We start from the raw sequence: 23,266 nt of genomic DNA on the forward strand, positions 1-23,266 counted from the left end.
ATGTTATTGCCTAAACGCGTAAAATACCGTCGTGAACACCGCGGAAACATGCGTGGCGAAGCGAAAGGCGGCAAAGAAGTATCTTTCGGCGAATGGGGCTTACAAGCTCAAACTGCTAGCTGGATTACTAACCGTCAAATCGAATCTGCACGTATCGCGATGACTCGTTACATGAAACGTGGCGGTAAAGTTTGGATTAAAATCTTCCCGCACAAACCTTACACGAAAAAACCTCTAGAAGTCCGCATGGGTTCTGGTAAAGGTTCTCCTGAAGGTTGGGTAGCAGTTGTTAAACCAGGAAAAGTAATGTTCGAAATTGCTGGTGTATCTGAAGAGATTGCACGTGAAGCACTTCGTTTAGCATCACATAAGCTTCCTGTGAAATGTAAGATCGTAAAACGTCAAGAAACTGGTGGTGAATCTAATGAAAGCTAATGAAATCCGTGACCTTGCCACTTCTGAAATTGAATTAAAAGTGAAATCACTGAAAGAAGAGCTTTTCAACCTTCGCTTCCAATTGGCGACTGGTCAATTAGAAAACACAGCTCGTATTCGTGAAGTGCGTAAAGCAATCGCGCGTATGAAAACTGTTATTCGTGAAAGAGAAATCAGTGCAAATAACTGATAAAGGAGGTTTTCAAGTATGACTGAGCGTAATCAACGCAAAGTTTACACGGGCCGCGTCGTTTCAGATAAAATGGACAAAACAATTTCTGTTTTAGTTGAAACTCACAAAAAGCATAAGCTATATGGTAAACGTGTAAAGTACTCTAAAAAGTTTAAAGCTCATGATGAGCAAAACCAAGCGAAAATCGGTGATATCGTACGTATCATGGAGACTCGCCCGCTATCAGCTACTAAACGTTTCCGTCTAGTTGAAGTTGTAGAAAAAGCGGTTATTATTTAATAACTATTTCGGAACAACCAATTTCCGAAGGGAGGTAACCTAAGTGATCCAACAAGAAAGTCGTATGAAAGTTGCTGACAACTCAGGTGCACGTGAAGTTCTTACAATTAAAGTGCTTGGTGGCTCTGGCCGTAAAACTGCTAACATCGGTGATATCGTTGTTTGTACAGTTAAGAAAGCAACACCAGGTGGCGTTGTCAAGAAGGGTGACGTTGTTAAAGCTGTTATCGTTCGTACTAAATCAGGCGTTCGCCGTAAAGACGGTACTTACATCAAATTTGATGAAAATGCTTGTGTAATTATTCGTGATGATAAATCACCACGCGGAACTCGTATTTTCGGACCTGTTGCACGTGAATTACGTGACAGCAACTTCATGAAAATCGTTTCTCTAGCTCCAGAAGTTCTTTAATTTCATGACAGTGCCAATCAAGGAGGTGCGACAGCATGCATGTAAAAAAAGGTGACAAGGTTAAGGTTATCACTGGTAAGGACAAAGGCAAAGAAGGAGTAATCCTTGCTTCTTTCCCTAAACAAGATCGCGTTCTTGTTGAAGGTGTAAACATCGTGAAAAAACACGTTAAACCTAACCAATTGAATCCACAAGGTGGGATTGTTAGCCAAGAGGCTGCAATTCACGTTTCGAACGTAATGCTAATCGATCCTAAATCTGGCGAGCCGACTCGTGTAGGTTATAAAATCGAAAACGGTAAAAAAGTTCGTGTTGCAAAAAAATCAGGTGCAGTAATCGACTAATTAGTAAATAAAAGAAGGGAGGTACACACATGAGCCGCCTAAAAGAAAAATATTTAAATGAAGTTTCTCCTGCTCTAATGAGCAAATTTGGATATAAATCAGTAATGCAACTTCCAAAAGTTGATAAAATCGTTATCAACATGGGTGTTGGCGACGCAGTTCAAAACTCTAAAGCGCTAGATGCAGCTGTAGAAGAATTGACAATTATCACTGGTCAAAAACCAGTAGTAACTAAAGCTAAAAAATCGATCGCAGGTTTCCGTCTACGTGAAGGTATGCCTATCGGTGCTAAAGTTACATTACGCGGTGAGCGTATGTATGAATTCTTGGATAAATTAATCGCAATCGCATTACCTCGTGTACGTGACTTCCGTGGTGTTTCTAAAAAAGCATTCGATGGTCGCGGTAACTACACTCTAGGTGTTAAAGAGCAATTAATTTTCCCAGAAATCGATTACGATAAAGTTTCAAAAGTACGCGGTATGGACATCGTGATCGTAACGACAGCGAACTCTGACGAAGAATCTCGCGAGTTATTGACACAATTCGGTATGCCGTTCCAAAAGTAATTTAAACAAGGAGGGCGAAAACGTGGCTAAAAAATCTATGATCGTTAAACAACAACGTAAGCAAAAGTTTAAAGTGCAAGAATATACACGTTGTGAACGCTGTGGTCGTCCACACTCAGTATATCGCAAATTCAAACTTTGCCGTATTTGTTTCCGAGAACTTGCATATAAGGGACAAATTCCTGGCGTGAAAAAAGCCAGCTGGTAATCCCCTAATTTGGGAAGGAGGTAAATGTAATGACAATGACTGATCCGATTGCAGATATGCTAACTCGCATTCGTAATGCGAACATGGTTCGTCACGAGAAGTTAGAAGTACCCGCTTCCAACGTGAAAAAAGAAATCGCTGAAATTTTAAAGCGTGAAGGTTTCGTACGTGACGTAGAATACGTGGAAGACAACAAACAAGGTATCATCCGTATCTTCTTAAAATACGGTAAAGATAACGAACGCGTTATCACTGGCCTAAAACGTATTTCTAAACCAGGTCTACGTGTATATGCTAAAACAAATGAAGTTCCTAAAGTACTGAACGGTCTTGGTATCGCTTTAGTGTCAACTTCACAAGGTTTATTAACAGATAAAGAAGCTCGCGCTAAACAAGTTGGCGGCGAAGTTCTAGCATACGTTTGGTAATTAGCAATAAATGAATGGAGGTGCAACTAAATGTCTCGTGTAGGTAAAAAAATTATCGAGGTACCAGCTAACGTAACTGTTACTGTCGAAGCTGACAACACTGTTACTGTTAAAGGTCCTAAAGGCGAACTTGTTCGTTCTTTCCACCAAGATATGAAAATTGAGCAAGAAGGTAATGTGATCTCTGTATCTCGACCTTCTGATTCAAAAGAACACCGCACAAACCACGGTACAACTCGTGCGCTATTAGCGAACATGGTTACTGGTGTTTCTGTAGGTTTCGAAAAATCATTAGAACTTATCGGTGTCGGTTACCGTGCGCAATTACAAGGTAAAAAGCTTGTACTTAACGTAGGTTACTCTCACCCAGTTGAGTTCACACCAGAAGATGGTCTTGAAGTAGAAGTTCCTTCTAACACAAAAATCATCGTTAAAGGTATCAGCAAAGAACGCGTTGGCGCTCTTGCATCGAATATCCGTGACGTTCGTCCACCAGAGCCGTATAAAGGTAAAGGTATCCGTTACGAAGGCGAATACGTTCGTCGTAAAGAAGGTAAAACAGGTAAATAATGCTGCCTAAGCATTAGAAAGGAGTGACCCTTGTGATTACGAAACAGGATAAAAATCAAGTTCGTAAAAAACGTCATGCGCGAGTACGTTCTAAAATTTCGGGTACTGCTGAGCGTCCACGCTTAAACGTATTCCGTTCTAACAAGAACATCTACGCTCAACTTATCGATGACGTAGCAGGCGTAACTATTGTTAGCGCATCTTCTCAAGAGAATGATTTTGAAGGTGCTGGTAACAACGTTGAGGCTGCATCAAAAATCGGTGAAACAATCGCGAAACGCGCTGCGGAAAAAAATATTACTGCTATAGTATTTGACCGTGGTGGTTACTTATATCATGGACGTGTTAAAGCTTTAGCTGAAGCTGCACGTGAGAACGGTTTAGAATTTTAATAAGAAGGAGGGACACATTTCATGAGTCGAATTGACGCAAACAAACTTGGAGAACTTGAAGAACGCGTAGTTACTATTAACCGTGTTGCTAAAGTTGTTAAAGGTGGACGTCGCTTCCGCTTCACAGCATTAGTTGTAGTTGGCGATAGAAACGGACATGTTGGTTTCGGTACTGGTAAAGCTCAAGAGGTGCCAGATGCTATCCGTAAAGCTGTTGAAGATGCGAAGAAAAACTTAATCGAAGTGCCACGTGTAGGTGGAACAACTCCACACTTAGTGCTTGGTCGCTTCGGTGCAGGAGAAATCCTAATCAAACCTGCTGCTCCTGGTACAGGGGTTATCGCTGGTGGTCCAGTACGTGCCGTACTAGAACTTGCTGGTATTACTGATATTCTTTCAAAATCACTTGGATCTAACACACCAATTAACATGGTGCGTGCTACTGTTCAAGGTTTAACTGAATTAAAACGCGTAGAGGACGTTGCAAAATTACGTGGCAAATCAGTGGAAGAAATATTAGGATAAGGGGGGAATAATAATGGCTAACAAATTAGAAATCACCCTTACAAAATCTGTGATCGGTTCTAAACCGGCACAACGTAAAACTATTGAAGCACTTGGTTTACGTAAATTAAATCAAACTGTTGAGAAAGCTGATAATGCAGCTACTCGCGGTATGCTTGATAAAGTAGCTCACTTAGTTACTGTAAAAGAAAATTAATTTTCAATTAATGAACAAGGAGGTGCCACCCACTATGAAACTGCATGAGTTAAAACCAGCAGAAGGTTCTCGTAAGCAACGCAATCGCGTTGGTCGTGGTATCGGTTCTGGTAACGGTAAAACTGCGGGTAGAGGTCATAAAGGTCAAAACTCTCGATCTGGCGGCGGTGTACGCCCAGGATTTGAGGGCGGACAAAACCCGTTATTCCGTCGTTTACCAAAACGTGGCTTTACGAACATTAACCGTAAAGAATACGCTATCGTTAACCTTGACACATTAAACCGTTTCGAAGACGGTGCAGAAGTAACAACTGCATTATTACTTGAAACTGGTCTTGTGAGCAATGAAAAAGCTGGAATTAAAGTTCTTGGAAACGGAACACTTAACAAAAAGCTTACAGTTAAAGCTCATAAATTCTCAGCTTCAGCGAAAGAAGCAATTGAGAATGCCGGCGGAACTACTGAGGTGATTTAATGTTTCAGACAATCTCTAACTTTATGCGTGTTCGAGATATAAGAAATAAAATCATTTTCACTCTTTTAATGTTAATCGTTTTCCGTATTGGTACATTCATACCAGTACCGAACGTTGACGCAAATGTATTAAAGGCAACTGATGAGTTTAACCTCGTTGGTTTCCTCAATACTTTTGGCGGTGGTGCTTTGAAAAACTTCTCTATCTTCGCGATGGGAATTATGCCATACATCACAGCCTCAATTATTGTTCAGTTATTGCAAATGGACGTAGTACCGAAGTTTGCTGAGTGGGCAAAGCAAGGTGAAGTCGGAAGACGTAAACTTGCACAATTTACTCGCTACTTTACAATTATTCTTGCTTTTATCCAATCATTCGCGATGTCATTTGGTTTCAACAAAATGTATGGTGGATCTTTGATTAAAGAAGAGGGAATTCTAACTTACGTTACAATTTCAATTGTATTGACAGCTGGTACAGCTTTCCTTGTATGGCTTGCTGAGCAAATTACTGCACATGGTGTTGGTAATGGTATTTCTGTTGTAATTTTCGCAGGTATCGTTGCAGCATTACCTACAGGAATAAACCAAATTTATGCACAACAAATAGAGGGTGCTGGTGATAAACTGTTTATTAACATTATCATCCTTGCATTACTTGCTTTGATTTTACTTGCAATTGTCGTTGGTGTAATTTACGTGCAACAAGCACTTCGTAAAATCCCAATTCAATATGCAAAACGAGTTACTGGACGCAATCAACAAACAGGTGGTCAACAAACGCACTTACCGTTAAAAGTAAATGCTGCAGGGGTTATTCCGGTAATCTTCTCAGTAGCGTTCCTTGTTACGCCTCGTACGTTAGCAGCGTTCTTTGGTCAAAATGATGTAACAACATTCATTGAAAACACGTTTGATTATCAGAAACCTGTTGGGATGTTGATTTACGTTGCATTGATCGTCGCGTTCACATATTTCTACGCATTCGTACAAGTGAATCCGGAAAATGTGGCAGACAACTTGAAAAAACAAGGTGCTTACATTCCAGGTATTCGCCCGGGTGAAAACACTCAAACGTATTTAACAAGCGTGTTATATCGTCTGACTTTTGTTGGCGCGATATTCTTAACTGTAATTGCTGTAATGCCGATTATATTCATCAACCTTATGAATCTACCTGCTTCAGTGCAAATCGGTGGTACTAGTATAATTATCGTAGTCGGCGTAGCGCTAGAAACGATGAAACAGCTAGAATCCCAACTTGTTAAACGTCACTACAAAGGCTTTATGAAATAATGTTGATTTTTAGGGAACGATCTTCGTTTCCTAAAAATCAGCAAACCTTTTGTGGGAGGACTATTTCCGATGAATATCGTTTTAATGGGTCTGCCAGGTGCTGGTAAAGGTACACAGGCAGATAAAATTGTAGAGAAGTACGCAATTCCTCATATTTCTACAGGAGATATGTTCCGTGCCGCTATTAAAGATGGTACAGAACTAGGCTTACAGGCTAAATCGTTTATGGATCAAGGTGCTCTAGTACCTGATGAAGTAACGATTGGAATTGTTCGCGAGCGACTTGCTAAACCTGATTGTGAAAAGGGCTTCTTATTAGATGGATTCCCACGTACTGTTCCACAAGCTGAAGCATTAGATAGCATTTTAGCTGATCTTGGTAAAGCTATTGAGCATACGTTAAACATTCAAGTTGAAAAAGATGAGCTTATTGCTCGTTTATCAGGTCGTCGTATTTGTAAAACATGTGGTACATCTTATCATTTAATTTTCAATCCACCAGCTGTGGAAGGTAAATGTGATAAAGATGGCGGCGAGCTTTACACACGTGCGGATGATAATCCTGAAACGGTTGCAAACCGTCTGGAAGTAAATATGAATCAAGCACAACCTTTGCTCAACTTCTATGAAGCAAAAGGTGTGTTAACAAATATTGATGGACAGCAAGATATTAATAAAGTGTTTGCTGATCTTGATGCTCTTTTACAGAGCAGCCGCAGCTGATACCCGGCTCCGGGCGCAGAATACTGCTTCCGCGGGAGGCATGCGGGAGCAACACCGAAACATAATTTTTTTGAGAGTTGCAAAAGCATATTGTGCCCGGTATATATTTCTTTTAAAAAGTGCAACATTACTTTTGGGAGAGTATAATGGGTTTCGTGGAAGCATCTGTGTAACGGGTATGAATATCTCATCAAAGACATTCCGGTATTCGTGTAAACATGGGAGATTCAGTGCCCAAACTGGTCCTGTATATTCCGTGGATTGTGTGAAGCGAAACCAGACGAGCGTCTTTCAAACATCTCTCATACAATCCAAACATATGTTGAAACGAGGTTGCTTCTATAGTTGCAGCAGATATCCGTTTGATGTAACGATGAGAACTTTAATTTGCATATAGAGAGGAGAGACAGAGTAGATGGCGAAAGATGATGTAATTGAAGTCGAAGGAACAGTTGTTGAGACTTTGCCAAACGCGATGTTTAAGGTAGAATTAGAAAATGGACATGTGATTTTAGCACACGTATCTGGTAAGATTCGTATGCACTTTATCCGTATTCTACCTGGAGATAAGGTTACTATCGAGTTATCTCCTTATGATTTAACTCGCGGTCGTATCACATACCGTTTTAAATAATCTTTTGCGCTCCGGACTATTAAGGAGGTTAGGTTAGATGAAAGTGAGACCATCTGTGAAACCGATCTGCGAAAAATGTAAAGTAATTCGCCGACGCGGTAAAGTAATGGTAATCTGTGAAAATCCTAAACACAAACAAAAACAAGGTTGATTCTAAAGGAGGTGCACAACGTACATGGCACGTATTGCTGGTGTTGACATTCCTCGCGACAAACGCGTGGTAATTTCATTAACTTACATTTACGGTATTGGTAAAACTACAGCTCAGAAAGTATTAGCTGGCGCAGGTATTTCAGAAGATACACGCGTACGCGACTTAACTGAAGATCAGTTAAACCTAATCCGTGAACAATTAGATTCTTACAAACTTGAAGGTGACTTACGTCGCGAAACTTCATTAAATATTAAACGTCTGATGGAAATCGGTTCATTCCGTGGTATCCGTCACCGTCGTGGTTTACCTGTTCGTGGTCAAAATACGAAGAACAATGCGCGTACGCGTAAAGGTCCTCGTAAAACAGTTGCGAACAAGAAAAAATAATACGTAAAGGAGGTTCCTTCTTAACATGGCTCGTAAACAACAAACTCGTAAACGTCGTGTGAAAAAGAATATCGAATCTGGTATTGCACACATTCGTTCTACATTTAACAATACAATTGTAACGATTACAGATATGCAAGGTAACGCTGTATCTTGGTCAAGTGCTGGTGCTCTTGGTTTCCGTGGTTCACGTAAATCTACACCATTCGCTGCACAAATGGCTGCAGAAACTGCTGCTAAAACATCCCTTGAACATGGTCTGAAAACGTTGGAAGTAACTGTTAAAGGTCCTGGTGCTGGTCGTGAAGCTGCAATTCGTGCACTTCAAGCTGCTGGTTTAGAAGTAACTGCTATTAAAGACGTTACTCCAGTTCCTCACAATGGTTGCCGTCCGCCAAAACGTCGTCGCGTGTAATGGGTGCGTCTCATATTGTATGAGAACATCATTTTTTGTACAGACTGTCTTGTGCAGATATTAAACGATACGTCAATGACGATCGAATCTATGATGGAAAGAACCTATACATTCGATGTTTTGAAGGAGGGTAAATGAAATGATCGAAATTGAAAAACCAAAGATTGAAACGGTGGAGATCAGCGAAGATTCCAAATATGGAAAGTTTGTTGTAGAACCGCTTGAACGCGGATATGGAAACACTTTGGGTAATTCTTTACGTCGTATCCTTCTGTCTTCATTACCAGGAGCTGCTGTCACTTCAATCCAAATTGATGGTGTACTTCACGAATTCTCTACTGTAGAAGGCGTTGTAGAAGATGTAGCTTCAATTATTTTGAACGTGAAAAAGCTTGCTCTTAAAATCTACTCTGACGAAGAAAAAGTTATTGAGATTGATGTAAAGGGCGATGGTACAGTTACGGCTGCTGACATTACACATGACAGTGACGTAGAAATTTTAAACCCAGATCTATATATTGCAACAATCGCTAAAAACGGTCATTTACGTATGCGTATGTACGCTCAACGCGGCCGTGGTTACACTCCTGCTGATCAAAACAAACGTGAGGATCTTCCTATCGGCGTGATCCCGATCGACTCTATTTACACTCCAGTATCACGCGTCAATTTCCAAGTGGAAAATACTCGTGTAGGTCAGTCTTCTGACTACGATAAACTTTCTCTTGATGTGTGGACAGATGGTAGCATCGGTCCGAAAGAGGCGATTTCGCTCGGAGCAAAAATTTTAACCGAGCATCTAAACATCTTCGTTGGCATGACAGATGAGGCACAAACTGCTGAAATCATGGTCGAAAAAGAAGAAGATCAAAAAGAAAAAGTTTTAGAGATGACTATTGAAGAACTTGATCTTTCTGTTCGTTCTTACAACTGCTTAAAACGCGCTGGTATTAATACAGTACTAGAACTTGCGAATAAGTCAGAAGACGACATGATGAAAGTTCGTAACCTTGGACGTAAGTCATTAGAAGAGGTAAAAGCGAAGTTAGAAGAGCTTGGTTTAGGGTTACGCAAAGAAGACTAAGCGATTTAAACAAAACTTATAAGATCAGATATTTTTTATAAAGGAGGGAAACATCCATGGGTTACAGAAAACTTGGTCGTACAAGTTCTCAACGTAAAGCGATGTTACGTGACTTAGCTACTGATTTAATCATCAACGAGCGTATCGAAACTACTGAGGCTCGCGCTAAAGAAGTACGTAAAGCTGTTGAAAAAATGATTACTTTAGGTAAACGCGGAGATTTACATGCACGCCGTCAAGCTGCTGCATTCATCCGTCGTGAACTAGTAACAACTACTGACGAAGAAGGTAACGAAACAACTTCATTTGCGCTACAAAAGCTATTTGATGATGTTGCACCACGTTACGCAGAACGTCAAGGTGGTTACACTCGTATTCTTAAAGTAGGTCCTCGTCGTGGTGACGGTGCACCTGTTGTTGTGATTGAATTAGTTTAATCATAAGAGAAAACAAGTGGTGAAGAGGGTGGAACCACCACCCTCTTTCTTTATAAAACGATTTATACGACAAATAATTAAGCTGAGCGTTATGATGAGCGGGCACTTTAGTGTGGCGTCTCGTTTAGCTCTCCGCACCTCATTCAAAAGAAGCAAGGGCTTGAGCACCCGTGTTTCTTGTAAATGTAACGACTAGCGCATTTCTATCGAATGAGGTGCGCGCTTTTTTATTATTAACAGCGCCAATTGATGGTGCTTTTTTTAATATATAGGAATAAGCGCTTAGGCACTTTTCTTATACCGACATATTGATTGTGGTAGAATTCATACATAAAAAAGTGTAAGTTAGTTAGTATAGCTGAGCATGTAGAGAGGAGTTCTAGAAATGCCCGAAATTTTATCGTTAAATAATGTGACGTTTTCATATACACCTGAAGATCCAGAGCTGCGAAATGCTGTCGAAAATGTAAGCTTCGCCGTACAGGAAGGTGAATGGATTGCTATAGTTGGCCATAATGGTTCTGGTAAATCAACGATAGCCAAACTAATGAATGGTTTACTATTCCCGCAACAGGGAGATGTACGTATATTACGAGAAGTATTAAATGAAGATAATCTGTGGGAATGTCGCTCGCAAATGGGGATGGTTTTTCAAAATCCAGACAATCAATTTGTAGGAGCTACAGTACAAGATGATGTTGCCTTTGCTCTTGAAAATAACGGCATACCGTTTGAAGAGATGGTAAAGCGTGTACATGCATCACTAGAACAAGTAAAGATGAGCAGTTTTTTGGATCATGAGCCACATCATTTATCAGGCGGACAGAAGCAACGCGTCGCTATCGCAGGAGCATTAGCTTTGAAGCCAAAGTTGCTCATTTTAGATGAGGCAACATCTATGTTAGATCCACAAGGACGTATAGAGGTTTTACAAACTGTACAAACATTACGTGCAGAAACAGGGCTAACAGTTTTATCGATTACACACGATTTAGAAGAAGCCATGTTGGCGGATCGTATACTTTTCATGAATGATGGCAAAAAGTTTGCAGAAGGCCCACCTGCTGAAATTTTTTCGCTGGGGGACAAGTTAACGGAGTTAGGTCTTGATCTACCGTTTGCCATGAAGTTATCAAAGTTATTGCAAAAGGAAGGTGTTCCGTTAATGGGACAACATATGACAGAAGAAGAGTTGGTGAATGATTTATGGACATCAAACTTCAACAAGTAAGCTATGCATACTCTCAAGGAACACCTTTTGAAAAACGTGCGTTATTCGATGTGGACTTTGAGATTCCATCTCACACGTACCAAGCGATTATTGGCCATACGGGGTCCGGTAAATCGACTATTCTTCAGCATTTTAATGCACTCCTAAAGCCAACATCAGGCAAGGTGCAAATAGGAGAGCGCACAGTGGAAGCTGGTAAAAAGGCAAAGAATTTAAAGGCAGTTCGTCAACGTGTAGGTATTGTTTTTCAATTTCCAGAGCATCAGCTGTTTGAAGAAACAGTATTAAAGGATATTATGTTCGGGCCTATGAATTTTGGTGTCTCACAGAAAGAAGCCGAGATACGTGCTAGAGAGCTTGTCCGATTAGTTGGATTGCCTGAAAATGTGCTCGACAAATCACCATTTGATCTATCGGGCGGACAAATGCGACGTGTAGCAATTGCGGGTGTATTGGCAATGGAGCCAGAGGTGATTGTTTTAGACGAACCAACAGCTGGGCTAGATCCTCGTGGACAAAAAGAAATTATGGATATGTTTTATGCATTACATCAGGAGCGTAGTTTAACGACGATTCTCGTTACGCATAGTATGGAGGATGCAGCTCGTTATGCTGACAATATCGTCATTATGCATGAGGGGAAAAATGTATTGACTGGAACACCACGTGAGATTTTTAAGGATGTTGAGACATTAAAGCAATTTCGTTTAGAGCCACCCCGTATTGTACGCTTCCAACAAAAGGTTGAAAAGATGATCAATACACCTCTAGCAAAGGTATGTTTAACAGAAGAGGAGCTAGCGATTGAAATGGCTCGATTATTGAGAGAGGAGCGTGCAGAGTCATGATGGAGAAGATGATTTTCGGGCGCTTCCTGCCAGGAGATTCTCCTGTTCATAAGCTTGACCCACGATCTAAACTCGTATTCGTTTTTGCATTTATCATTATTGTATTTTTAGCTAATAATACAATAACATATGCAATGCTATTAGCTTTTACGTTACTCATTGTTTTAGTGTCACGTATACGCTTGTACTTTTTAATAAATGGCTTGAAGCCTGTTCTCTTTTTAATGGCGTTTACTTTCTTGCTACATATCTTTATGACGAAGGAAGGCGACCTATTATTTCATTGGAAATTTATCTCCATCTACGAGGGCGGCGTTCGCCAAGGGATTTATATTTCAACGCGTTTCCTAGTTTTAGTGTTTATGACGTCTATTTTAACACTGACAACATCTCCGATTTCCATTACAGATGGGATTGAGGTGTTGCTAAATCCATTGAAAAAAATAAAAGTACCTGTTCATGAGCTAGCGCTAATGATGTCCATTTCACTGCGCTTTATTCCAACTTTGATGGATGAGACAGATAAGATTATGAAGGCGCAAATGGCGCGTGGTTCTGATCTATCTTCAGGACCGATAAAAGACCGCATTAAAGCGGTTGTTCCACTGTTAGTCCCACTCTTTGTAAGTGCCTTTAAACGTGCAGAGGACTTGGCGACTGCGATGGAGGTTCGAGGCTATCGTGGCGGTGAAGGACGTACGCGCTATCGTAAGCTGAAGTGGGATATAGGTGATACATTTGCGCTTGCCTTATTAGTAGCAATGGCTGTTTTATTATTTTTCTATAGAAGTTAAAGGAGTAGCTTTATGCGACGATTAAAAGCAATTATTAGTTATGATGGAACGCAATTTTCTGGTTATCAAGTGCAACCAGGAGAGCGTACAGTACAAGCAGAAGTTGAGCGTGTACTTGCTGTTATGCATAAAGGTAACAAGGTTAAAGTAACGGCAAGTGGTCGCACTGATGCAAGAGTACATGCAACTGGACAAACACTGCATTTTGATACGCCGCTTGCAATACCAGTAGAAAAATATATGAAGGCGTTAAATGTCCAGCTTCCAAGAGATATCCGTGTATTATCGATAGAGGAAGTAGCAGATGATTTTCATGCGCGTTATAGTGTAACAGGAAAACGCTATCGCTATATATGGTCTTGTGAGCCTGTACAAAGCCCGTTCCGTAGACATTACACAGTAGAGACTAATGGTGTGAAACCAGACGTGAAAGCGATGCAGGAGGCTGCAAGTGCTATTATCGGGACACATGACTTCTCATGCTTTTGCGCGGCGAATACTAGTGTGCAAAATAAAGTGCGAACAGTAAACGCACTTCAATTTGAGTGGCATGGTGAAGAGCTACATATGGTCATTGAAGGTAGTGGCTTCTTATACAATATGGTACGCATCATTGCCGGCACTTTATGGGAAGTCGGCATAGGGCGCAGAGAAGTAAAAAATGTTGAGACCGTTGTTGCATCGATGGATCGTGACCAGGCTGGCAAAACGGCGCCACCACAAGGTTTATACCTTGAAAAAGTGTACTATTAGGGCTATTTGTTTAAGAGAATACTGTATGTTTTATAGGAGCGGAAATTCGCTTTAAATGGAACAAAATATGAGGGGCAAAATGCCAATGCAAATGCCAAACGTTACCCTGTACAACTTCACCAGGTGTTTAATGAAATTGCTTGACTTTAAAAGCCATTCATTATATGATAACAGATGGTATTTTCATTACCACCACAAAATAAGCCCCGAAACTTATAGTGTAGACTAATGAAAAATAACGGTAATCGAATCGATTAGGAGGATATATACATGCGTACAACATTCATGGCTAAAGGTCACGAAGTAGACCGTAAATGGTTAGTAGTTGATGCAGAAGGCCAAACTCTTGGACGTTTAGCTTCTGAAGTAGCTGCAATCTTACGTGGTAAACATAAACCAACATTCACACCAAACGTTGACACAGGTGATCACGTAATCATCATCAACGCTGACAAAATCCATTTAACTGGTAACAAATTAGAGGGTAAACTTTACCGTCACCATACTCAATTTGCGGGTGGTTTAAAAACTCGTACTGCTGGTGAAATGTTAGAAAAGTACCCAACACGTATGATCGAATTAGCTATTAAAGGGATGCTTCCTAAAAACTCTTTAGGTCGTAAAATGTTCGGTAAACTTAACGTTTACACTGGAACTGAGCACCCACATGCTGCACAAAAACCAGAAGCTTATGAGCTTCGCGGATAATATAAATTAAGAGGAGGATATTACTTTGGCACAAGTTCAATACATCGGCACTGGTCGCCGTAAAAGCTCTGTAGCTCGTGTACGTTTAGTACCAGGTACAGGTAAAATTGTTATCAACAAACGTGAAATCGAAGAATACGTACCATTCGCTGCATTACGTGAAGTAATTAAACAACCATTAGTAGCTACTGAAACTACAGGAAGCTATGACATCCACGTAAACGTTAACGGTGGTGGATATACTGGTCAAGCTGGAGCTGTACGTCATGGTATCGCTCGTGCTCTACTTCAAGTAGACCCAGATTTCCGTGCTGCACTTAAATCAGCTGGATTACTTACTCGTGATTCACGCATGAAAGAACGTAAAAAACCAGGTCTACGCGGCGCTCGTCGTGCACCTCAGTTCTCAAAACGTTAATCAACCGATTATATACGTTTTCAAAACCCTTTCCCACTTTTGTGGGGAGGGTTTTTTTGTGTTTTTAATGAAGTTCACTTATTAAAAATATTGAAAATTCTTTGCAGTTTTTAGTAAAATTTTTAAAAAAGAATATTAGATGCGAAGGGTATTTAGAGATTTAAAATTACATAACAAAGGATGTGTAAGTTTCTTATGGATATGGAAAGGAAGCAAGACCTTGCTTTCAAGTTTATTCTCGCCTACTTTATTGTTTTCATTATCTTAAAAGAAATATTTACTTTTTCAAGGCTGGTTAATTATGCTGTACCCTTCATTGGATTCCTCATCGCAGCATTTTTACGTTATAAATTGATTGTAAAAAATCGGAATAAATCCTAAGAATTAAAGCTTACGTATGGTCACCTCTTTTTAATATCATTATTTATGAATCTCTGCATCTACTAACTAGAAAATAATAAGGAATATGCAAAGGATGTGTAAACATTCTAATGAATATGGAAAAGAAGCGAGACATTGCAGCAAAGTGTTTACTAGTAAGCTTTGTTATTTTTAATTTCTTAACTACTGAAATTTTTGCTACTTCAAAACAGTTTAGATTTACAGGCTACTTCATTGGTTTCCTTATTGCTATATTCTTACGTTATAAATTTAAAGATAAAAAATCGGAATAACTTTTATGTAATATAATCTTTGGAAAAATTTCTAAAAATATTGATAAATCATATATTTTTTTGTAAAATCTAAAAAAAAATGATTGATACTATATTTTTATAAAGTTAAAAATTATGATTACATAAAATTAGCTAGATTTTAAATCAATTGATAAATAGAAAAACTAAAAATAGTGGGTGGTGATTTTAAAACAATACTGTAACAAAAATTATTTACTAGACCCTCGTAGTGCATCTGGATTTGCTTAAAACACTGATTGAACAACCTCTTAATTTAAAAGAATCAAAAATATAAAAATCTAAGATTCGAGTCGCTTTATCCTTTAGATTTAAAACTTACGAACAATCCACTTTAGAGAAACATCAATCTTTCATTACCATACTAAGAAATTTCATTCGCTCTCTATGAACAAATCTACCATTAGCCTTGTTACAACATCTAAATATGGTCATGCTAATTTATAGATTTGAGATTTGAATTATGTGACTATTAACGGTTGAACTGATGTCCTTGAAACAAGTTTAACTTTTTTTATATGCAAAATATTGATTCTAAAATTAATAGAGGAAAGAGGTATTTAATAATATGCTTAAAAAGCAAGACGTCCTCTTTTTATTTTTAATGGTATTAATAATTTTAGGTTGTGAATATTTCAAAGAAAATGAAACTTCATTAGAGGATAAAAAAGTAAAAGTCGGCATTATTGATAGTGGTATTTTTGTCCAACATGAATTGTTTGAAAATTTGAATTTATGTAATTACGATATTTTAGAAAAAAAGGAAGTGGATAATCCAATTGATTTATTGGGGCATGGTACTGCGGTTACATCAGTTATAGTTAATAACTTGGAATTAGAAGAACAAAAGAATATTCAATTCTTTAATATTGTTTATTTAAATGAAAATGGGAAGGGGGAAATAGAATACTTTGTTGATGCGGTTGAATGGGCTATTACAAAAGAAATAGATGTTCTTAATTTAAGTATTGGTTTCCAAAGTTATCATTCAGAAATAGAAAGAGTAGTAAAGAAAGCTTTAGATTCTGGAATGATTATTATTAGTTCTGCAGGTAATAATTTAGGGTTTAATAGATCCTTATTGGCGTATGTCAGTAGGTAGTAAATCAATAGATATAAATGGTAACTTTGAAAGTAAAAAAGAAAAAACACATATTAAGTTAGACGAATCTTCACCTGCTACAATTATTAAACTAATAAAAAAATTCAAAAAATAGGAGATAATATGGAAAGAAACAAAATGATTGAAGAAATTGAAAAGCTTTTATTTAAACAAGCCGAGTTCGGGAGAGTATATAAATTTAATATTGATTATTTCGAAAAAACTGTGAGATTAGTAGTGCTGGGTGTTAGCGGAAGACAAATTGAAAAAACAATGATTTTATTTGAACAAGTGCTTTCACTATACATGTGTCAGTTTGACGAAGCAGAAGGGATTCGTTTAAATGAACTAGGATATGGAGATGATGTATTGTTATCAGAAATAGGCTATCATCCTAATGGATTCGGTAAAATTAAATTGGACAGAATAGATTTAAAATCAAATATAATAAAAGAAAATGTAGCTGATACAAACTTTTATTTTCAATTAAACGACAAAGATTATTTCTTTCTTGAAGCGAATCGCTTAGTAATCAATGATAAAGAATTTAATAATCTTTTAAAGTTTAAAAAGGATACTTGAGCTAAAAATATTTAAAATTGATTGTAGTGTGGAGATACTATGACGAGAGAAAAAATGATTGAAGAAATAGAGACACTTTTATTTACAGAAGCAGAGTTTGGAAGGCTTTTTGATGTTCAAATCGATTATTTAAAGGAAACTGTAAGATTAGATGTGCTTAGTACAAGCAGAAAACGCATTAAAAAGACCATTCTATTATTTGAACAAGTACTTTCTGTGTACGTGTGTAATTCTGAGGATGCAGAGGGCTTTCGTTTAAAAGAGCTGAATGATAAGGACGAAGCATTATTATCAGAAATCAGCTACCACCCATATGGATTTGGCAAAATTATAGTGGAGACTATAAATGCAAAATTAAAAGGTATTAAAGAAATTACTTCAAATACCAATTTTTATTTCCAAGTAAACAATAAAGATTATTTCTTTTTGGAAGCAAATCGTTTAGTCATCAATAATAAAGTGTTTAATAATTTGTTAGTACTTTAAAAAGAGGTTAAATTAGATGTAGGAAGTTTAAATTGATTTCAATAATTTAGTAAAAATAAGAGTAGGGATAGATTATGAAGCGGGAGAAAATAATTGAAGAAATAGAGTCACTTTTATTTACACAAGCTGAGTTCGGTATAGTTGTTGATATTAATATAGATTATTTTGAAGACAATGTGAAATTAATTGTGGTTAGTTTAGGTGAAAAGCTAATTGAAAAAACAGTTATATTATTTGAACAAGTACTTTCTTTGTACATGTGTAAGTCTGATGATGCAGAGGGATTTCGTTTAAATGAGCTTGGTTATGGGGATGATATATTGTTGTCAGAAATCAGCTACCACCCATATGGCTTCGGTAAAATTAAAGCTGAGAACATAAATGCCAACTTAAAAGATATCGAAATTACTTCAAATACCAATTTTTATTTCCAAGTAAACAATAAAGATTATTTCTTTTTGGAAGCCAATCGTTTAGTAATCAATAATAAAGTGTTTAATAATTTGTTAGTTCCTTAAAAACGTGAATTCTTTTAAGTGAAGGAGATATTATGGAACAAGAAAAAATAATGGAAGAAATTCAAATGCTTTTATCGGAAGAAGTAGAGTTCGGTGTCGTGATGAATGTAGATATAGGTTATTTTGGAGAAACCGTTAAATTAGTTGTCGCTAAAAAATACAAACAAGAAGTTTTGAAAAAGGTCGTATTCTTTGAACAAGTACTGTCTTTCTACATGTGTCAGCTCGAAAATATAGAGGGCATTCGTTTAAATGACTACGATTACGGAGATGAGCAATTGCTAACAGGGATTAGCTATCATCCAAATGGCGTTGACAAAATTACAATCGAAAGTTTAGATCCAGAATTAAAAGGTATAGAAGAAATTTCATCTACTACAAATTTTAGCTTCCACATTAACAATAAAGCCTGTTTCTTTATAGAAGCGAATCGTGTAGTTTTTGAAGGTAAGTTTTTTAAAGATTTAATCGCGCCAGAAAATGAACTGAAATGGGAAGATGAAAGTTGATTGACTAGAAGCTGTGCGTGGAGCGTACCGAAACATAAATCATACATTTTAAACTCTCAAGAAGCTTGGGAGTTTTTTTTGTTTACTTTCTAGCATAGTTCCATCACTAACTTCGTACACTATCTATAAAGGGTGGTGGATATGGGTGAAGCGCTGGCTTGCACTAGGAGTAATTATGCTGATGAGTATAGTGGTCGTGGCATATGAAACGAATGCTTCGGACCGCAACTTCTTCTTACCTGACCCACTAGGTGGCATAAAAATTGTCATCGATGCGGGACACGGTGGTCAGGATGGAGGTGCTTCAAAGGGCGAAGTAATTGAAAAGGAAATTACACTTGCAATTGCTCAGCATGTGGAGAAGCAATTAAAGAAGAAGGGCGCTACGGTCGTGATGACACGTACAAAGGATGGGGATGTTATTGAAGAACACGCGCCATCAGAAAAATTTGGTACATTGAGGGAACGAAAAAAGCAGGATATCTTTTTACGAAAGGATATTGTTGCAAAAGAACAACCAGATATTTTTATAACAATTCACGCTAATGCAATTCCTGAAACAAAGTGGCGTGGAGCGCAGGTGTTTTATCATAAAGAAGGACATGCTGATGGGGAATTGCTAGCGAAGAGCATTCAGCAATCTATTCGAACGAACTTACAAAATACGGATCGGGAAGCATTATCGATTAAACAAATCTACTTGTTGAAAAAGGCGGAAGTACCAGCTGCGTTAGTGGAGACTGGATTTATCAGTAATGATGAGGAACGTGCACTATTAGTCGATAAAAAATATCAAGAGAAAATGGCAACTGCTATCGTTGAAGGTATTGAAGACTACTTACTTGGGAAAATTGAATAGAGCAACAGCTGCTATGTAAATCAGAGCATTATGATATACTAACATTGACAGAAAATAAGGGGAGTGTTCGTCGTGATAACTGAACAACAAGTACGAGAAAAACTGGGACAACTACAAGATCCATTTTTACATAAAACCTTAGCAGAAACAGACGGTATTACGAATGTATCAATTAAAGAAGAAAAAAATCATGTGAGTGTAAAAATTGCTATTGCTAAAACAAATACACCCGAACAAATGCAGCTTCAAATGAAAATTGTGGATGTATTAAAAGAAGCGGGCGCTAACACTGTTGGTATTCGTTTTGAAGAGTTATCGGCAGAAAAACTGCAAAGCTTCCGTGGAACAGCAACAGAAGCAGAAGCTCAAGATATTTTATCACCACTAAGCACAGTGCAGGTAATTTCAATTGCATCTGGTAAAGGTGGCGTAGGGAAATCTACAGTATCTGTTAACTTAGCGGTTGCTTTAGCACGCCTTGGTAAAAAAGTAGGCTTAATTGATGCCGACATTTATGGATTCAGTGTGCCCGATATGATGGGTGTTACAGATATGCCGAAAGTAGTGGATAATCGTATTTACCCTGTTGACCGTTTTGGTGTAAAAGTGATTTCAATGGGATTCTTTGTTGAGAATAACGCACCAATCGTTTGGCGTGGGCCAATGCTTGGAAAGGTATTAGATCAATTTTTCCGTGATGTAGAATGGGGAGAACTAGATTACCTTCTATTAGATTTACCACCAGGAACAGGCGACGTTGCTTTAGATATTCATCAAATGTTACCTTCTTCAAAAGAAATTGTTGTGACAACGCCTCATCCAACAGCAGCATTCGTTGCAGCTCGTGCAGGTGCAATGGCTCTACAAACAGAACATGAGATTCTAGGCGTTATTGAAAATATGGCGTGGTTTGAGTCAAAATCAGGGGAACGTGAATTTGTATTTGGCCAAGGTGGCGGTGCAAAATTAACTGAAGAACTTCGTACAGAGCTACTTGGACAAATTCCACTAGGTCAGCCAGATTGGACTGATGAAGATTTCGCGCCTTCTGTGTATGCCGAAAATCATTCTACAGGACAAACTTATTTAGATATTGCTTCGAAAATCATTGAAAAATTAAATAAATAATCAAAAAGGATTTCCTCGGCTATTCGAGGAAATCCTTTTTGTTTTGTGAAGTTATTTGCTTTTGTCATCCTTATTTGCGCTGCCATCACTTTCACCGCTAGCTTCTTTTTTACTATCGCTTTCCGATGAAGTACTTTCACCGCTCTTTTTGATAAGCTCCAGCCATTTCGCTTGCATTAGTGGACTTTCAATCGTTTCCTTTACGACTTCCTCCATTTGCTTGCGAAGATTGGATGATTTTAAAATCGTCTCCATTTGCTTTTGCATATCAGGTTGACCAAAGAATGACTCCATATCCTTTTGGAATGTCGGATCTTTCATTAGTTCCTTCATAATATCCGATTGCTGTTTTTGCATACTTTTGGCTACAGTTTCTTTGAACTTTGGATCTTCAAATGTCTTTTTCCAAAAATCCTCAGCTTCTTTTGAAAGCAAAGTCTCTTCTGTCGCCTTTTTCACTTCATCATGTTCTAATATCAATAATTCACGAAAACTCGGTTCCTCTAGAAGCTGTCGTAACGCCTTTTTACCATCCTCTGTTTGTAGAGAGTCAATCATAATTTTTTTTATCTCATCATAAGACATGGTAGAGGTTTTATCTTGTTGAGAGCAGGCAGCAAGAAAAAGCGTCAAAATCAGTAATAAAGTCAATTTTCGCATTAAACATCAGTCCTTTCTATAGATAGACTCTTTCAATTATTGTTCACATTTATGATGACTTTATGTATAGCTTGCGAAGAGAAATAGCTTTTTTAACAATGCATTGTTAAAATGATTACAGATATATGAAGAAATTGGGGGACTTTGAGTTGTGACGATACGAAATTGGGCAAAGTTTTTCTTCTTTGCAATGCTCGTTGGTGGCGTAGTCAACGGAATTTTTAGTTTGTTTATTCGATGGAGCTTCTTTCAACCATATGTAGCAAATGGTCAATGGGGTGAATTTTTAGCAGGGATTTTATGGATGGTATTCCTAGGGTTTACGATGAGTGTTATCGCACAGGCAGGCTTTTTTGCTTATTTAACGCTCCATCAGGTAGGTGTTAACATCTTTAGAACACTGACATTATGGAATTGGGTACAGCTATTATTAATTGTTATTACCATTTTTGATATTGTGTTCTTCCGTTTTGTACCTGGTATAAAGGATGGACAAAGCTGGGTATTTTATTTAGGTTTGTTAATTGTATTAATTTTCGCTTCAATTGCTACAGCTGTACAAAAAGTTAAAATGACAGGAAAAAAACATGTTCTAGTGTCTGCATTATTTTTTATGATTGTTGTTACAACATTAGAGTGGACAATCGCATTAATGGGGCGCGATGAAAATATTAACGAATATGTTGCATTATTGTTATTCCCATTACTAGCTGTAAATGCATATCAATTATTAGTATTACCAAAATACAACGCAAAATCCGATGAAGATCGTAAAAAATTAGAAGAACGACGTAAAGCGCGACTTAATCAGGCAAAAAATGCATAGTTAACGTGGAAAATGAGTAGCCTCACATATAGATGAGGCTACTTTTATTATGGGGTTTTTTTTGATTGTACTGAGTAACCGAATATATTTTCTTCAATCGACATAAATTTATTTTGTTGCAATAATGTATTTAACTCTTTAAAAGTGACCTTAGTGTCTTGATGTAAAGGAAGAAATAAAAAATCTCCTTTTTGTAATTCGGGCGTTTTTTCTCCTTGCCAAATGAGTGAAGGAGAAAGAAGATTTATTTGTTTTTGAAATAAGCTTTTTTGTAAATCCTGAGAATACTGATGATTTCGTGTAGCAAACCAAAGTGGTGTTGTCTTTAAATATTTTTCATAAGTACCAACATCTTTTTGCAGCAATGCAATATCAATTGGTTCTTCTACTGAATCCTCGGGACCTAGTAATCCTGTGGGCAGTTTTCTTTCTTGTATTACTTTTAGATGCTCAGGTGATCGTTCAATCCATGCCGCATCTAAAAGAAGAAGCGGATAAGGTGCTTTTACATTTTTAAGCCAATCTAAAAGTTTATCATCAGAAAAGGAAATTTCGACAATAAGCGAAGTGCCATAATGCCCTTTTGTTACAACCGTCGGTGCATTAGCAATATTAAATACAGAAATCATCGTAGAATTTATTGGTTTAATAAAGATAAACAATATTACTATGACCACTAGTGATATCAACGTTTTACGAAGCATATTAAAAACCCCATTTCTATAAATTTAAACATAAAAATAAACTCCTTAAAAAAACTTATGATTTTATGTTGACTTTCATGATTAATCGATGTTATTATGTATAAGTCGCCAAGAGATGACGCGACAAACGAAACAAAATGAACCTTGAAAACTGAACAAGCAAAACGTAATCAATATAGTTTTTATTAACTAACATATGTTAGTGAACGAAACAAAATTTTGGACATCAAAATTGATGCCAGCAAAACAATTTGAGCTAATCAAATTTCTTTTATGGAGAGTTTGATCCTGGC

The 23,266-nt window shown here is 37.7% G+C and carries 37 protein-coding genes and 1 pseudogene; 36 read left to right on the top strand and 2 right to left on the bottom strand.

Annotated features, from left to right (window positions below):
- The 35 genes and pseudogenes from rplP (at position 1) to ACIP9G_RS18000 (ending at position 20,783) form a co-directional block, all read left to right on the top strand.
- Positions 1-435, top strand: coding sequence for a 50S ribosomal protein L16 (gene rplP, locus ACIP9G_RS17830; RefSeq protein WP_010860599.1), 435 nt, complete (start codon positions 1-3; stop codon positions 433-435).
- A complete protein-coding gene (gene rpmC / locus ACIP9G_RS17835) occupies positions 425-625 on the top strand; it encodes a 50S ribosomal protein L29 (RefSeq protein WP_004233646.1) in 201 nt (66 codons plus the stop codon). The genes rplP and rpmC overlap by 11 nt, the downstream gene beginning before the upstream one ends.
- An 18-nt stretch (positions 626-643) precedes the next feature.
- Entirely contained in the window at positions 644-907 is a 264-nt protein-coding gene (gene rpsQ, locus ACIP9G_RS17840; RefSeq protein WP_024364366.1) for a 30S ribosomal protein S17, read from the top strand.
- Between the two features lie 43 nt (positions 908-950).
- A complete protein-coding gene (gene rplN / locus ACIP9G_RS17845; protein ID WP_004233650.1) occupies positions 951-1,319 on the top strand; it encodes a 50S ribosomal protein L14 in 369 nt (122 codons plus the stop codon).
- A 35-nt stretch (positions 1,320-1,354) separates the two neighbouring features.
- Positions 1,355-1,663 carry a 50S ribosomal protein L24 gene (gene rplX, locus ACIP9G_RS17850; protein ID WP_107925086.1) on the top strand — a complete coding sequence of 103 codons (309 nt, stop codon included), beginning with the start codon at positions 1,355-1,357 and terminating at the stop codon, positions 1,661-1,663.
- 29 nt (positions 1,664-1,692) lie between these two features.
- Entirely contained in the window at positions 1,693-2,232 is a 540-nt protein-coding gene (gene rplE / locus ACIP9G_RS17855) for a 50S ribosomal protein L5 (protein ID WP_340821771.1), read from the top strand.
- Positions 2,233-2,254: 22 nt separating this feature from the next.
- On the top strand, positions 2,255-2,440 hold the full coding sequence (locus tag ACIP9G_RS17860; protein WP_004233656.1) for a type Z 30S ribosomal protein S14: 186 nt from the start codon (positions 2,255-2,257) through the stop codon (positions 2,438-2,440).
- 29 nt (positions 2,441-2,469) lie between these two features.
- Positions 2,470-2,868 carry a 30S ribosomal protein S8 gene (gene rpsH, locus ACIP9G_RS17865; protein WP_008181717.1) on the top strand — a complete coding sequence of 133 codons (399 nt, stop codon included), beginning with the start codon at positions 2,470-2,472 and terminating at the stop codon, positions 2,866-2,868.
- 30 nt (positions 2,869-2,898) lie between these two features.
- Positions 2,899-3,438 carry a 50S ribosomal protein L6 gene (gene rplF / locus ACIP9G_RS17870; RefSeq protein ID WP_340821772.1) on the top strand — a complete coding sequence of 180 codons (540 nt, stop codon included), beginning with the start codon at positions 2,899-2,901 and terminating at the stop codon, positions 3,436-3,438.
- Positions 3,439-3,470: 32 nt separating this feature from the next.
- On the top strand, positions 3,471-3,830 hold the full coding sequence (gene rplR, locus ACIP9G_RS17875) for a 50S ribosomal protein L18 (RefSeq protein ID WP_340821773.1): 360 nt from the start codon (positions 3,471-3,473) through the stop codon (positions 3,828-3,830).
- Between the two features lie 21 nt (positions 3,831-3,851).
- Positions 3,852-4,355 (top strand): 30S ribosomal protein S5, encoded by a 504-nt coding sequence (rpsE, locus tag ACIP9G_RS17880; protein WP_024364362.1) that lies wholly within the window; start codon positions 3,852-3,854, stop codon positions 4,353-4,355.
- Between the two features lie 13 nt (positions 4,356-4,368).
- The gene (rpmD, locus tag ACIP9G_RS17885; RefSeq protein ID WP_024364361.1) at positions 4,369-4,551 is read left to right on the top strand and encodes a 50S ribosomal protein L30; all 183 of its coding nucleotides are present in this window, start codon (positions 4,369-4,371) and stop codon (positions 4,549-4,551) included.
- A gap of 34 nt (positions 4,552-4,585) precedes the next feature.
- Complete coding sequence (gene rplO, locus ACIP9G_RS17890) at positions 4,586-5,026, top strand: 50S ribosomal protein L15 (RefSeq protein ID WP_173479258.1); 441 nt, start codon at positions 4,586-4,588, stop codon at positions 5,024-5,026.
- The gene (secY, locus tag ACIP9G_RS17895) at positions 5,026-6,321 is read left to right on the top strand and encodes a preprotein translocase subunit SecY (RefSeq protein ID WP_173479259.1); all 1,296 of its coding nucleotides are present in this window, start codon (positions 5,026-5,028) and stop codon (positions 6,319-6,321) included. Before rplO ends, secY begins: the two co-directional genes overlap by 1 nt.
- Positions 6,322-6,390: 69 nt before the next feature.
- Positions 6,391-7,044, top strand: a complete 654-nt coding sequence (locus ACIP9G_RS17900; RefSeq protein ID WP_340821776.1) for an adenylate kinase — start codon at positions 6,391-6,393, stop codon at positions 7,042-7,044.
- Between the two features lie 249 nt (positions 7,045-7,293).
- Positions 7,294-7,371, top strand: a pseudogene (locus tag ACIP9G_RS17905) (type I methionyl aminopeptidase); the annotation flags it as partial.
- An 88-nt stretch (positions 7,372-7,459) separates the two neighbouring features.
- Positions 7,460-7,678, top strand: a complete 219-nt coding sequence (gene infA / locus ACIP9G_RS17910) for a translation initiation factor IF-1 (RefSeq protein ID WP_004233690.1) — start codon at positions 7,460-7,462, stop codon at positions 7,676-7,678.
- A gap of 37 nt (positions 7,679-7,715) precedes the next feature.
- Positions 7,716-7,829 carry a 50S ribosomal protein L36 gene (gene rpmJ, locus ACIP9G_RS17915; protein ID WP_000868344.1) on the top strand — a complete coding sequence of 38 codons (114 nt, stop codon included), beginning with the start codon at positions 7,716-7,718 and terminating at the stop codon, positions 7,827-7,829.
- A gap of 24 nt (positions 7,830-7,853) precedes the next feature.
- A complete protein-coding gene (gene rpsM, locus ACIP9G_RS17920) occupies positions 7,854-8,219 on the top strand; it encodes a 30S ribosomal protein S13 (RefSeq protein WP_024364357.1) in 366 nt (121 codons plus the stop codon).
- 25 nt (positions 8,220-8,244) lie between these two features.
- A complete protein-coding gene (gene rpsK, locus ACIP9G_RS17925) occupies positions 8,245-8,634 on the top strand; it encodes a 30S ribosomal protein S11 (RefSeq protein WP_004233731.1) in 390 nt (129 codons plus the stop codon).
- 139 nt (positions 8,635-8,773) lie between these two features.
- Complete coding sequence (locus ACIP9G_RS17930) at positions 8,774-9,718, top strand: DNA-directed RNA polymerase subunit alpha (RefSeq protein ID WP_004233733.1); 945 nt, start codon at positions 8,774-8,776, stop codon at positions 9,716-9,718.
- A gap of 56 nt (positions 9,719-9,774) precedes the next feature.
- Positions 9,775-10,155, top strand: a complete 381-nt coding sequence (gene rplQ, locus ACIP9G_RS17935) for a 50S ribosomal protein L17 (RefSeq protein ID WP_010860588.1) — start codon at positions 9,775-9,777, stop codon at positions 10,153-10,155.
- A gap of 385 nt (positions 10,156-10,540) precedes the next feature.
- Positions 10,541-11,386: an energy-coupling factor ABC transporter ATP-binding protein gene (locus ACIP9G_RS17940; RefSeq protein ID WP_340821777.1), complete on the top strand. Its 846-nt coding sequence runs from the start codon at positions 10,541-10,543 to the stop codon at positions 11,384-11,386.
- Positions 11,362-12,234, top strand: a complete 873-nt coding sequence (locus ACIP9G_RS17945; protein WP_401021110.1) for an energy-coupling factor ABC transporter ATP-binding protein — start codon at positions 11,362-11,364, stop codon at positions 12,232-12,234. The genes ACIP9G_RS17940 and ACIP9G_RS17945 overlap by 25 nt, the downstream gene beginning before the upstream one ends.
- Positions 12,231-13,028: an energy-coupling factor transporter transmembrane component T family protein gene (locus tag ACIP9G_RS17950; protein ID WP_340821781.1), complete on the top strand. Its 798-nt coding sequence runs from the start codon at positions 12,231-12,233 to the stop codon at positions 13,026-13,028. The genes ACIP9G_RS17945 and ACIP9G_RS17950 overlap by 4 nt, the downstream gene beginning before the upstream one ends.
- Positions 13,029-13,040: 12 nt before the next feature.
- The gene (gene truA, locus ACIP9G_RS17955) at positions 13,041-13,781 is read left to right on the top strand and encodes a tRNA pseudouridine(38-40) synthase TruA (protein WP_401021113.1); all 741 of its coding nucleotides are present in this window, start codon (positions 13,041-13,043) and stop codon (positions 13,779-13,781) included.
- Positions 13,782-14,051: 270 nt separating this feature from the next.
- A complete protein-coding gene (gene rplM / locus ACIP9G_RS17960; protein WP_173479261.1) occupies positions 14,052-14,489 on the top strand; it encodes a 50S ribosomal protein L13 in 438 nt (145 codons plus the stop codon).
- Between the two features lie 25 nt (positions 14,490-14,514).
- Complete coding sequence (rpsI, locus tag ACIP9G_RS17965; protein ID WP_004233744.1) at positions 14,515-14,907, top strand: 30S ribosomal protein S9; 393 nt, start codon at positions 14,515-14,517, stop codon at positions 14,905-14,907.
- A gap of 1,260 nt (positions 14,908-16,167) precedes the next feature.
- On the top strand, positions 16,168-16,701 hold the full coding sequence (locus ACIP9G_RS17970; protein ID WP_401021114.1) for a S8 family peptidase: 534 nt from the start codon (positions 16,168-16,170) through the stop codon (positions 16,699-16,701).
- Between the two features lie 123 nt (positions 16,702-16,824).
- Positions 16,825-17,283: a YxiG family protein gene (locus tag ACIP9G_RS17975; RefSeq protein ID WP_401021116.1), complete on the top strand. Its 459-nt coding sequence runs from the start codon at positions 16,825-16,827 to the stop codon at positions 17,281-17,283.
- Positions 17,284-17,322: 39 nt separating this feature from the next.
- Positions 17,323-17,769 (top strand): YxiG family protein, encoded by a 447-nt coding sequence (locus tag ACIP9G_RS17980; RefSeq protein WP_340821788.1) that lies wholly within the window; start codon positions 17,323-17,325, stop codon positions 17,767-17,769.
- A gap of 74 nt (positions 17,770-17,843) precedes the next feature.
- Positions 17,844-18,287: a YxiG family protein gene (locus ACIP9G_RS17985; RefSeq protein WP_401021119.1), complete on the top strand. Its 444-nt coding sequence runs from the start codon at positions 17,844-17,846 to the stop codon at positions 18,285-18,287.
- 32 nt (positions 18,288-18,319) lie between these two features.
- The gene (locus ACIP9G_RS17990; protein WP_340821790.1) at positions 18,320-18,796 is read left to right on the top strand and encodes a YxiG family protein; all 477 of its coding nucleotides are present in this window, start codon (positions 18,320-18,322) and stop codon (positions 18,794-18,796) included.
- Between the two features lie 145 nt (positions 18,797-18,941).
- A complete protein-coding gene (locus tag ACIP9G_RS17995) occupies positions 18,942-19,655 on the top strand; it encodes an N-acetylmuramoyl-L-alanine amidase (protein WP_340821793.1) in 714 nt (237 codons plus the stop codon).
- Between the two features lie 72 nt (positions 19,656-19,727).
- Positions 19,728-20,783, top strand: coding sequence for a P-loop NTPase (locus tag ACIP9G_RS18000; protein WP_401021122.1), 1,056 nt, complete (start codon positions 19,728-19,730; stop codon positions 20,781-20,783).
- A 51-nt stretch (positions 20,784-20,834) separates the two neighbouring features.
- Here ACIP9G_RS18000 and gerD read toward each other — a convergent pair whose 3' ends face one another.
- A complete protein-coding gene (gene gerD / locus ACIP9G_RS18005; RefSeq protein WP_340821796.1) occupies positions 20,835-21,443 on the bottom strand; it encodes a spore germination lipoprotein GerD in 609 nt (202 codons plus the stop codon).
- A 151-nt stretch (positions 21,444-21,594) separates the two neighbouring features.
- On the opposite strand from gerD, the gene ACIP9G_RS18010 reads away from it, so the two are divergent.
- Positions 21,595-22,269 (top strand): KinB-signaling pathway activation protein, encoded by a 675-nt coding sequence (locus tag ACIP9G_RS18010; protein WP_340821798.1) that lies wholly within the window; start codon positions 21,595-21,597, stop codon positions 22,267-22,269.
- A 47-nt stretch (positions 22,270-22,316) separates the two neighbouring features.
- Here ACIP9G_RS18010 and ACIP9G_RS18015 read toward each other — a convergent pair whose 3' ends face one another.
- On the bottom strand, positions 22,317-22,973 hold the full coding sequence (locus ACIP9G_RS18015; protein ID WP_401021124.1) for a hypothetical protein: 657 nt from the start codon (positions 22,971-22,973) through the stop codon (positions 22,317-22,319).
- Between the last annotated feature and the right edge of the window lie 293 nt (positions 22,974-23,266).

Source organism: Lysinibacillus sp. NPDC093197 (assembly GCF_044754025.1).
Classification (GTDB): Bacteria; Bacillota; Bacilli; order Bacillales_A; family Planococcaceae; genus Lysinibacillus.

Coding starts and splice junctions, on each gene's coding strand:
- rplP (WP_010860599.1), top strand. CDS start 1: ATGTTATTGCCTAAACGCGTAAAATACCGTCGTGAACACCGCGGAAAC.
- rpmC (WP_004233646.1), top strand. CDS start 425: ATGAAAGCTAATGAAATCCGTGACCTTGCCACTTCTGAAATTGAATTA.
- rpsQ (WP_024364366.1), top strand. CDS start 644: ATGACTGAGCGTAATCAACGCAAAGTTTACACGGGCCGCGTCGTTTCA.
- rplX (WP_107925086.1), top strand. CDS start 1,355: ATGCATGTAAAAAAAGGTGACAAGGTTAAGGTTATCACTGGTAAGGAC.
- rplE (WP_340821771.1), top strand. CDS start 1,693: ATGAGCCGCCTAAAAGAAAAATATTTAAATGAAGTTTCTCCTGCTCTA.
- rpsH (WP_008181717.1), top strand. CDS start 2,470: ATGACAATGACTGATCCGATTGCAGATATGCTAACTCGCATTCGTAAT.
- rplF (WP_340821772.1), top strand. CDS start 2,899: ATGTCTCGTGTAGGTAAAAAAATTATCGAGGTACCAGCTAACGTAACT.
- rpsE (WP_024364362.1), top strand. CDS start 3,852: ATGAGTCGAATTGACGCAAACAAACTTGGAGAACTTGAAGAACGCGTA.
- rpmD (WP_024364361.1), top strand. CDS start 4,369: ATGGCTAACAAATTAGAAATCACCCTTACAAAATCTGTGATCGGTTCT.
- rplO (WP_173479258.1), top strand. CDS start 4,586: ATGAAACTGCATGAGTTAAAACCAGCAGAAGGTTCTCGTAAGCAACGC.
- secY (WP_173479259.1), top strand. CDS start 5,026: ATGTTTCAGACAATCTCTAACTTTATGCGTGTTCGAGATATAAGAAAT.
- ACIP9G_RS17900 (WP_340821776.1), top strand. CDS start 6,391: ATGAATATCGTTTTAATGGGTCTGCCAGGTGCTGGTAAAGGTACACAG.
- infA (WP_004233690.1), top strand. CDS start 7,460: ATGGCGAAAGATGATGTAATTGAAGTCGAAGGAACAGTTGTTGAGACT.
- rpmJ (WP_000868344.1), top strand. CDS start 7,716: ATGAAAGTGAGACCATCTGTGAAACCGATCTGCGAAAAATGTAAAGTA.
- rpsM (WP_024364357.1), top strand. CDS start 7,854: ATGGCACGTATTGCTGGTGTTGACATTCCTCGCGACAAACGCGTGGTA.
- rpsK (WP_004233731.1), top strand. CDS start 8,245: ATGGCTCGTAAACAACAAACTCGTAAACGTCGTGTGAAAAAGAATATC.
- ACIP9G_RS17930 (WP_004233733.1), top strand. CDS start 8,774: ATGATCGAAATTGAAAAACCAAAGATTGAAACGGTGGAGATCAGCGAA.
- rplQ (WP_010860588.1), top strand. CDS start 9,775: ATGGGTTACAGAAAACTTGGTCGTACAAGTTCTCAACGTAAAGCGATG.
- ACIP9G_RS17940 (WP_340821777.1), top strand. CDS start 10,541: ATGCCCGAAATTTTATCGTTAAATAATGTGACGTTTTCATATACACCT.
- ACIP9G_RS17945 (WP_401021110.1), top strand. CDS start 11,362: ATGGACATCAAACTTCAACAAGTAAGCTATGCATACTCTCAAGGAACA.
- ACIP9G_RS17950 (WP_340821781.1), top strand. CDS start 12,231: ATGATGGAGAAGATGATTTTCGGGCGCTTCCTGCCAGGAGATTCTCCT.
- truA (WP_401021113.1), top strand. CDS start 13,041: ATGCGACGATTAAAAGCAATTATTAGTTATGATGGAACGCAATTTTCT.
- rplM (WP_173479261.1), top strand. CDS start 14,052: ATGCGTACAACATTCATGGCTAAAGGTCACGAAGTAGACCGTAAATGG.
- ACIP9G_RS17970 (WP_401021114.1), top strand. CDS start 16,168: ATGCTTAAAAAGCAAGACGTCCTCTTTTTATTTTTAATGGTATTAATA.
- ACIP9G_RS17975 (WP_401021116.1), top strand. CDS start 16,825: ATGGAAAGAAACAAAATGATTGAAGAAATTGAAAAGCTTTTATTTAAA.
- ACIP9G_RS17980 (WP_340821788.1), top strand. CDS start 17,323: ATGACGAGAGAAAAAATGATTGAAGAAATAGAGACACTTTTATTTACA.
- ACIP9G_RS17985 (WP_401021119.1), top strand. CDS start 17,844: ATGAAGCGGGAGAAAATAATTGAAGAAATAGAGTCACTTTTATTTACA.
- ACIP9G_RS17990 (WP_340821790.1), top strand. CDS start 18,320: ATGGAACAAGAAAAAATAATGGAAGAAATTCAAATGCTTTTATCGGAA.
- gerD (WP_340821796.1), bottom strand. CDS start 21,443: ATGCGAAAATTGACTTTATTACTGATTTTGACGCTTTTTCTTGCTGCC.
- ACIP9G_RS18015 (WP_401021124.1), bottom strand. CDS start 22,973: ATGCTTCGTAAAACGTTGATATCACTAGTGGTCATAGTAATATTGTTT.